Here is an 8,639-nt window from a genome sequence, read left to right on the forward strand (position 1 = left end):
AACCGGGGTGTGGGGGCGGGCGGTGGGGCGTGGTTCGAACAATCCCAAGCCCAGGTAGCGCATGGAGCCGACCAGGACGGGCCCCACCACGGGTTCGGGGAACTCGATGCGGGCGTGCCGCACCCACCGCCGGGGCCGCCCCGCAGGATAGGTGCCTGTGCGGGGGCGCAGCATCGCCCCCGGCGTCAGCGGCGCCTGGGACACCTGCACATACGAGGGTTCGGGGTAGCCCGCGGTCACCACGGATCGGGCGATGCTGTCGGTGGGGTCGCTGTTGCGGCGCACGAACCGGTCCAGCATCAGCGGGGTCGCGCTCACCCACACCCGCGACCCCGCCCCGGGAGCGCTCCAGCGGGCCGGGTTCAGCGCCTTGGTGCTGGAGGCCTCAGCCTGCCACTCCAGGGGGAAGACAGGCCCGTAGCCGCGGTTGAGGTGGGTCAGCCGCTCCTCCACCACAGCCCGGTGCACCGCATCGGCCGCCTCGGGGTCCACATCGCGGGGCAGCACCACCGCCAGGCCGTGCAAGGAGCCGCGGGCGTGCCGGTGGCCGACCTCGGGCAGCCCCAGGAAACCCACGTGGTGGCGGCCCGGTTCGGCGTGCCCGGACACCTGCCCGGGGATGTCCTGGCCGATGCGCGCCATCACCGTGTCGCGGAGCTTGTCGGTCAGCGTCAACAGCTCACCGGAAGCGGGCAGCACCACGTCGGGCCCGAAAGCGAACACCTGCATCGCCCCGAACGGCCCCAACACCACCCGGGGCGTCTCGGCCACAAGGGCGTCGGGGGTGGTGTAGCCGATCGTGCGGCGCACATCCCACGCACTACCCCCCTGCTCAAAGGCCCGGTCCAAAGCGTCCAGGTAGCCTGGGTAGGGCACACCCAGCGCGGTCGTGGCCCGCTCACCCAACGCCACCGGCGTGTAGATGGTCCACTCCGGCCGCAGAGTGGGGGTGGTATGGACACGAATGGCGACGGTGCTGGTGGACCGCCCGAGATAGGGCACCTTCCACGCCAGCTCCGCCAACGCCTTCTCCACCTGCGCTGACGGGTCGGCCTCGGTCCACACGAACGCGAACTCGCCTGTGTCCGGGATGCCCGACACCTGGGTCAGCAGAGCGGTCGTGCGCCCCGGCAGGAACTGGCTGCCGCCCTTGCCCGAGGTCTTGTTGGTCACCGCATACCCATCCGAACGAAACCGCGCCTGCTCGGGCAGGTTCCCCGCCCACACCTGCGGCGGCGGCTGCTTCTCCAACCACACCAGAGCTTGTCGTTCTTCCTCGGTGGGGGCCGAGGCCACCAGAGCGCAGAATAGCCGGGAGGGGGCGGGGGGCCATTCCACATTCTCGCGCCACCCATCGGCGGCGTCATAACGGCCCTGAAGGAGCCGCACACTCATCACCAACGGCACGGGACTACTCCCCTGGCTCGTCGGACTTGGCCACCGAGTACTCGATGGCCTTGGCCAGCGCCGGCACCGGCTCCAGGGCGATGGTCTCCTGGGACATGGTGATACCGGCCTTGGCGGTGCGCTCGCACAACTCATGGAACACCTCGATGGCCTCACCCGCACCCAAGGCGATCTCTTCACGCATATCGCCCTCGCCCTCGAAGACCAGTCGCTGACCGGTGTGGACCAGGTCGCAGCCCGAGCGCAGCCACACCGAGGGCCCACCAAACGCCAACCGATCCCCGGCCAACGCCAACGCCGCCAGCGTGGCCCGGGCCAGACGCACCGCCTCCACCGGGGCATCCCCGAAGCGCAACCGTGCCAGCGCGGCCATCGACAACCACCCCGCACGGCGGGCTCCGGTGATGGACACACCGCCGTGAGCGGGGTTGGGGGCGATGTTGCCGTGGCCGCGTTCGCTGAGCTTCTCGCCCTTAGTCTTGGCCTTCTTCTCCCCCGGGACCATGAACTCCCAATCATCCTTCGTGGAGTCCTTAACGGCGCCGGTGAGATTGACCGGGTCCATCCGACCGCCCTGGCGTTGACCCAAGCGGGGGTCCAGTCCGATGATGGAGGAGGAGTAGGCGCGGGCGAACCGGGTCTGGTGGCCCTTGCGGTGGGAGTCCCACCCACCGAACAGCAGCGACTCGGGCGAGTATTCGAACAGGGCCCGCACATCCCGTGCGGTAACCGCCCGGATCTTTTTACCCACTTCCGTCTTGGGAAAGCGCACCCCGTCAATCTGGCTGTCGCGCAGGTAGGCGTCAGCGAACCGGTGCGGCATCTCTAGCGAGGTGATTCGCACCGGACCACGGGACGTCATGGTGGTGAGCTCGAACAGGGGCAACCGGATCCGGCCCTCATCACGAGCTTCCAGCAGGGCGGTCTCGACGCGGTTGGCCTGGCTGGGCACTTGATCCAGCACCACGACCCACCGCTGCTCGCCATCCACCCAGTGTTTCTCGAACAAGTAGGGGGACTGAGCGAACGCGCTGTCCTGATCCTGGTTCTTGTCCTTGGGGTAGGAAGGCGGGAACACCTTGTCACCTGCGGCGGGACGGTACTCGGCCTGAGCCGACACGCCCGCCCAGAGGCGCTCAGGCCCCGCCGCGGCCAACAGCAACTCTAGGAACTGACTGGACATCAACGTCTCCTTCAACAAGGTAAGAGGGTCGTATGGTGATGCTGGTGACCAGCCGGAGGAAAGGTGTTGCAGCGGCGTGGGTAACATCGAGCGACACACTAGATCGTTGATGGGGGTTGGGTGTCCTGGTCAGTGGTCGTAAGCCACCAGTGACCGCTTGACCGGGGCGCCCACCTGCCAGTCATGCCAGATCGCCGCGTTGAGCATGCAGACCCTCTGACATACCCGGGCCCAAAGGCCCTCGGTAGTGCGCGCCTGGTGGCGTTCCAAACCGAGCTGGTTCTTCAACGTCCAGATGGTCTCCTCGATCCGCTGACGCAACCAGGACGGGAAACGCGTGTCCTGGGGTTCGTCCTGGCGGGACGGACGTATACCAGGACGAACCCCAAAGTGGCGGGCAGCGGTCTGGATCCCAACCCCGGCGAACCCTTTGTCGTACACGATCGGCACCGGTCCGGGGGCGCAGTCCTGGACCTGGGGCAAGTGCAGCACCTGCTGGCGCTCGTCTAGTTCCTTGGGATGGGCCAGGCTGAACGCGCGCACCGACCCCTCGGCGATGGTGACGAGCACGAGTTTGGCATCCCAGTAGAAGGCATGGTGGGAGGTGTCGCGGCTGTACCCGGCGATCTCGCCCAGGCCGGAGCGGTTCACGGTGACCCGTGAGGCCCCGCATCGCACGGGGGTGGCGTCCATCAGACGCAGTTTCTCGTGCCAGGTCGGGACGGCGCGGGCCAGCCCCATCACGGCATTGAACAGGGCCGGGGCCGCATCGCGCAGGTGGCAGTTGTACTCGGACTGGCCGGGCAGATGCGGGAACAGATGCCCGATCCTGATGGGGGCGGTGCCTATCCAGTGGCGTTCGGAAACGCACCCGAGCAGGGCTTGGGCGATGGCGACACAGACGAGTTCGGCGTCGGTGAGCAGTGGTCGGGGGCCGGGTGGCGGGGGCTGTTCATCGAAGGGAGCACGTGGCCGTCCAGAGGGACGTAGAGTGCTGCCAGAAGGGCGTCGAGGTCAGTCTTCACACACCGGTCCTCGACGCCCTTCGTCGTGCCCGCAGCAGGTTCAGGAATTCCCCATCAACGATCTAGGGGCGGGGTGTGTAACAGGCAGCCGTCCCACCGGTTCAGCTGCCTGCTCACTCCCTTAGGCTGCAATCAGCGAGGGATCACCACGACGATCACGATCAGCCAGACGATGGTGACGCCCCACGTAGCCGCGAGCGCTGCGGCGCAGGCAGGAAGCATCCATCGGCTCCTCGCCCGATCACGGTGGCTGAGACAGAGTTGGAAGACCTGGTGCATCTGGCCCCTTGAAGGTCGAAGATCACTGTGTCGGCTCCGTTGTACACGGCCAGAGGTCATCTTGTCCTCGGAACGGGGAAACTTCACCTGGTTCAAACCATGGCAAGCGTCAGAGATATCAGTAACTAGAAGAGCGCTGCATACCACCCCAGTCTCTCAGCAACCCTGCCCGGTACCCTTCGTAAGGGTCCTCTCCCGTCCACGTTGAAGGTAGTTCTTGATTTCTCTGACCTTGCGGTGGAGGCAGGACGGCTACGGGAGAGGACTCCCCAGAAGCCGTCCACGTTGAAGGCTCAACCACCCCATGTCGCTGGACGGCACCTAGTGGTCTCAACGGCTTCTCGGGGGTCATCTAACATCACTGGCGCCCTGCTCCGGTCGTCTCAACAACCTCCCAGGAGCCGTCCACGTCGAAGGGAGGGACTCAGGTTGCACCAGCTACCAGGCTGTTCAGGTCTCAACGACTCTCGGGGAACCGTCCAGATTGAAGCTTGCGGGCCACGATGACTTATGTGATCCGGTACCGGTCTCAGCGGCTCTTCGTGAGCTGTCCATGTTGAAGGGGCAACATCGGTGAATGGAACCAGGTAGAACAGCCGTCTCAACGGCTCCCTGGGAGCCGTGCATGTTGAAGGCCGAGGCCTTCGTCGCCGGTGAACATCAGCCGGTCGTCCCAACGGCTCTTCAGGAGTCGTCCACGTTGAAGGACACCGGAGTGTGGGCGCCGACCCGATCGGGGCCGTCTCATCGACTCCTCCAGGAGCCGTTACGTCCTCGAGCAGGACGTCCCCGTTGAAGGCCCACAATCGTCGCGGCGATGCCGCGGCCATGAGGTCTCAACGGCTTCTTTAGGGCCGTCCGCACTGAAGAGAGGAGCGGACCGCTGGCTGTGTCCCCTCAATCGACCTCGTCGGTGCACGCATCTAGCTTCGCGGAACCAGCGCTTTCGGACCATGCTCCTACCTTGCTTTGGGTAGCCAGAGGCCTTCAGCCAAGTAGGCAGTCTCCACGCATGGCCGGAACCGGACGCCAAAACCACGCCTTCGGCTGTCAGGAGCAAGAATGTCCTAAAGGACCGTGAGGGAGGAACATGCTCATCGCCAACGACCATGACGGTGAGCGCACTCTTGCGGCCAAAGACACTCCGGACGGCGCCTACACCTGCCCGGAGTGTGACTCAGGGGTCATCCTCAAGAAGCGCGGTCGCAAGATCGCGGCACACTTCGCTCATACACCCGGGTCCACGTGCACAGCGGAAGGCGAAAGCTGGCGCCATCTCCTCGCCAAGCAGGTCCTTGCCGAAGAGTTCACACGCCTGGGCTACACCGCTGAGATCGAGGTCAGCCATAGAGCCCAGGGACGCCGTGTGGACGTTGTCGTCTCCCGCGTCGATGCCCGAGGCAACACCCGCAAGGTCGCCGTTGAAGTCCAGGACTCCGCGATCCAGGTAGACGAAGCGAAGAGCAGAGTCGCACGGGATCGTCGCCTCGGTTACGACGCCACAGTGTGGCTGTTCACCAGCAACCGCGCCGCTACTCTACTCATCGCAGATGAAGATGATGAGGTGCGAGTGCCTGCGGAAATGCTGTGGGTGGACAACCGGTACGGGCAGGGCGTGCACATCATCGACCCCGAGAGCCGCGAGATGTGGCGTGTCAGCTTTGAGGGCCTTCACCGTTCGGGGGAGTCCTACTCCTGGTACGGGCCAGGAGGCGAACCAACTGGTGTGGACTATCCGGGGTACTCACCGCGCACGCTCAGAAAGTGCTCGCGTCAGCAGGTCGGTTTCAAGTTGAGCTCGGTCCACGGCAAGTTCGGTGACAAGTGGGCCATCCTCCTGGTTCCTGATGATCGGCAGCCGTAGAAGGGTTGGAGTTAGCGCCCCGCTCGACAGAGCCGTCCAGGGGCCCTAAGCGAGATGGCCCGCACCAGCGTAGGAGACGCGGGCCGCCTCGTGGCTACCGCCGCTGCTTGGCACCGTGCGGACTCAGTTTCAGCGCGTTGTGTCCAACTGAGCGTGGGAGAACACGGTGTGCTGGGCTTGGTCGGTGGTGATGCCACAGCGGTCTTCAGCGTCGGTCTCGGCCTGGTTGGCCCAGTTGCGTAGGACCTCGCGGTTGATGACGAACTGGTCGGCGGTGCGGGGTTAGAGCTGTCTCGGGTGGCTGCGTCCTGACAAGCTTGCACAGCCATCCTCATCGCGCGTTCACGCAGCTCATCGGGGTACTTCCCCGGTGCTGCCATGTCTCTCCTCCCCAGGATTGAGAGCTTCCATCAGATCCGGCACGAATCAGCTTTTGTCATTGCGCGCACGTGTGTGGACCGAGATGTGTGTTGGCAGACGCTGTTTGGAGAGCAGGTCATAGTGATGTGTTCTTTATCGGAAGCACATACTTCCGGGGCCGCACCTCGCTACGCTCACCAGGCGACCATGGCCTGTGACTCTTCGCAGCCACACAGAGCGAGGACGAGGGGCGTTGCTGATGTCATGTCTTCGATTCACTCGTAGGCGACTGCATGTGATCTTCCGAACGGAACCTAGACCGTGCTTGACGAACGAAACATGATTGACGAATAATTAATCATGTCTGCGGAGCGTATGCGGCATCTCTCCAGGAAGCTATTCGGCAACCGGTATCGAGCCGAGTTGTTGCTTGCCTTGGCCGAGGCTGGCCCACAAGGGGTCTGCATGGGCGACCTCGCGTGCGAGCAGGGGGTGCAGCCCAGCCTGTACCGCGCTCCGATGGATGCCCTGGTGGAGCTGAGGCTGGTGGAGGTTGTGCCCGCTACGCCTGGTGAGCGTCGACGTTGGCATCGAGCTGTCGCACACCCCTTGTGGCCACTGCTGCACCCGGTCTTGGAGCATGTGGCTGCGGACGCGTTCACCAGCGGGAACTAGCCAGACCGGCATGCCCCTTCAGGGCTCGACACTCGATGAGGCAAGGTGGGGGCCATGGGAACATTCGCAGGTACGACTGGTGGTAGCTCCATACGGGCGGTATCGCGTGCCCTGGCTTGCCTGGATGTCGAGGCCGATGATCTGACTGTTCTCGGGCAGCGAGCGACGATGTTCTACCGGTTTGACCCCGTTGAACACCGCCGACGTCAGAGCGTCAGTGCGCAGCCCCTGACGGCGATGGAATCCTTGGAAGCACTGCTAGAGCTGCCTGTCGGCCTTCCCATACCCATGGAATCCCTGTGTCCCGATGATAGAGCGAGCGTGCGGCGACTACCCTCCACTGCGGTTGATCGTGAGGGAGGAAGCGTCACCCGAAAGGCCGTACGCCCGTTGAAAGTTGAACTGGCACTGGTCAGGGACACACGGCCGCGGCAGGCGTTGGAAGCAGCTACCAAGTTCGCACCGTTCTGTAGCCGCGCTGTTCTGCTACAGCGTCCGGCTCCACGTATGGATGACTACCTCAACGAGGCTTCCTTCTACGGCGTGGGTGTGCTGTTGCAGACTCCGTCAGGTATCGAGGTGCCCCTCGAGCCGGCCGAGTACAGACCCAAGAGGCACACCGCTGCAGCATGGAGATTCGTCGAGAAGCTCTATCAGCTTGTGCGCTGATCGGTTGCCTCTGCGTCTGCTCCGATGCTCGCGGGGACTTGCGCCGCCCACCGTTTGATCTGAACGCAGAGCTTGAATGCGTTCTTCTGCTGCAGTTCGGCGTTGAGGACTTCGCAGTACTGCTTCGCCCTGTTGCAGGCTTCGTACCACCACATCTGGCGGTCCCTGCCGGGGGGAAGAGCCATCAGACTGTCTCGCCACCCCTGCAGGATCTCAAGGTTGTGCGCCATCGCTGCGTACTGGTGCTTCGCCTTGTTGTCCGTGAACCGATCGAGCCCTTGGTACTCGCAGTTGCTGCAGTTGCACGTAGGCGGCTCGTCCGCAGCAAACTTGTCGGCGAGCTTGAGCCCGCGGTGAAAGCTCATGGTCTCAGGGAAGAGGACGTGGGGGGAGGTGATGGTCATCGGGCCGGTCTTGGCTTTGGCGCCGGGCGGGATGATGTGTCGCTTGGACGATGTCACCCCGAATGAGGTGAACGCGGCACCGTGGGCAAGGGCTCCGAAGGCGGCCAGGTCTGTGCGCAGCAAGGCGCAGTCGGGAACTTCGCTGAGCACGCGCAGCAGATGATCGACGGCCTTCGCGAACTGCCCCAGTGGGTCCATCTGCCCGCCGAGCATCAGTGCTTTGGGGCCGGGGTAGAGGAGCAGGGCGGCGATGAGTTGGTCGACGTTGCCGTCGCGCAGCCATGCGCAATCCACAGGAAGCGCGAGGATCAGGTTCGGGTCTTTGCGTTCCGCAGCCCTGTGAACTGCGGCCAGGAGGGCTTCGTCGTCTTCGGCGTGCAGGTAGCCGGTCGGGGTGATGCACGCCGTGACGCCGGCCGAGCGTTGGCGCTGGATCGACGCTTCGAGAGGGTCGTCCGGGTCTGGCGGGTCGAATAGCGAGGGGACCGCGAGTTCTTTCTCGTCGACCTCGTAGATGAAGGGTGTCTTGTCCGTGGCGGCATGGGACTCGTAGGCGGCGGGGTCGATCAGGAGCGGTCCGGTGGGGGTCTTGTTCGCGGTCAAAACTGTGGCTTTGGCGTAGGCCTTCGGGCCAGTGAGGATCACGCCGCTGCGGGCCGGATCCACGTACCTGAGCACACACTTCAGCTGCTGCAGGCCTGTGTGCACTAGGAGGCGACCGCGGATTGCCGAAATTCCACCAGGTGCGGGGTGGGCACCGTCACGGGGGGTGG

Annotated in this window: 6 protein-coding genes; 2 read left to right on the forward strand and 4 right to left on the reverse strand. The window is 64.6% G+C overall.

The annotated features are described in order from the left end of the window. The 3 genes from csb2 to DQW06_RS12285 all read right to left on the reverse strand — a co-directional run. Positions 1-1,395, reverse strand: a 1,395-nt coding sequence (gene csb2 / locus DQW06_RS12275) for a type I-U CRISPR-associated protein Csb2 (protein WP_232833016.1), incomplete at its 3' end; no start/stop codon positions are given. A gap of 16 nt (positions 1,396-1,411) precedes the next feature. After that, the gene (cas7u, locus tag DQW06_RS12280) at positions 1,412-2,590 is read right to left on the reverse strand and encodes a type I-U CRISPR-associated RAMP protein Csb1/Cas7u (RefSeq protein WP_117198466.1); all 1,179 of its coding nucleotides are present in this window, start codon (positions 2,588-2,590) and stop codon (positions 1,412-1,414) included. 129 nt (positions 2,591-2,719) lie between these two features. Next, positions 2,720-3,331, reverse strand: a complete 612-nt coding sequence (locus tag DQW06_RS12285; RefSeq protein WP_232833015.1) for a transposase — start codon at positions 3,329-3,331, stop codon at positions 2,720-2,722. A gap of 1,653 nt (positions 3,332-4,984) precedes the next feature. Here DQW06_RS12285 and DQW06_RS12290 point away from each other — a divergent pair. Together DQW06_RS12290 and DQW06_RS28890 are read left to right on the forward strand one after the other, a co-directional pair. After that, the gene (locus DQW06_RS12290) at positions 4,985-5,758 is read left to right on the forward strand and encodes a competence protein CoiA (RefSeq protein WP_117198467.1); all 774 of its coding nucleotides are present in this window, start codon (positions 4,985-4,987) and stop codon (positions 5,756-5,758) included. 1,542 nt (positions 5,759-7,300) lie between these two features. After that, on the forward strand, positions 7,301-7,462 hold the full coding sequence (locus DQW06_RS28890; RefSeq protein WP_157983418.1) for a hypothetical protein: 162 nt from the start codon (positions 7,301-7,303) through the stop codon (positions 7,460-7,462). Here DQW06_RS28890 and DQW06_RS12300 read toward each other — a convergent pair. After that, positions 7,447-8,532, reverse strand: coding sequence for a hypothetical protein (locus DQW06_RS12300; RefSeq protein ID WP_157983419.1), 1,086 nt, complete (start codon positions 8,530-8,532; stop codon positions 7,447-7,449). The two genes, DQW06_RS28890 and DQW06_RS12300, sit on opposite strands and share 16 nt — an antisense overlap. Positions 8,533-8,639 lie beyond the last annotated feature (107 nt).

It is taken from the genome of Nocardiopsis sp. TNDT3 (assembly GCF_003427465.1).
Taxonomy (GTDB): Bacteria; Actinomycetota; Actinomycetes; order Streptosporangiales; family Streptosporangiaceae; genus Nocardiopsis; species Nocardiopsis dassonvillei.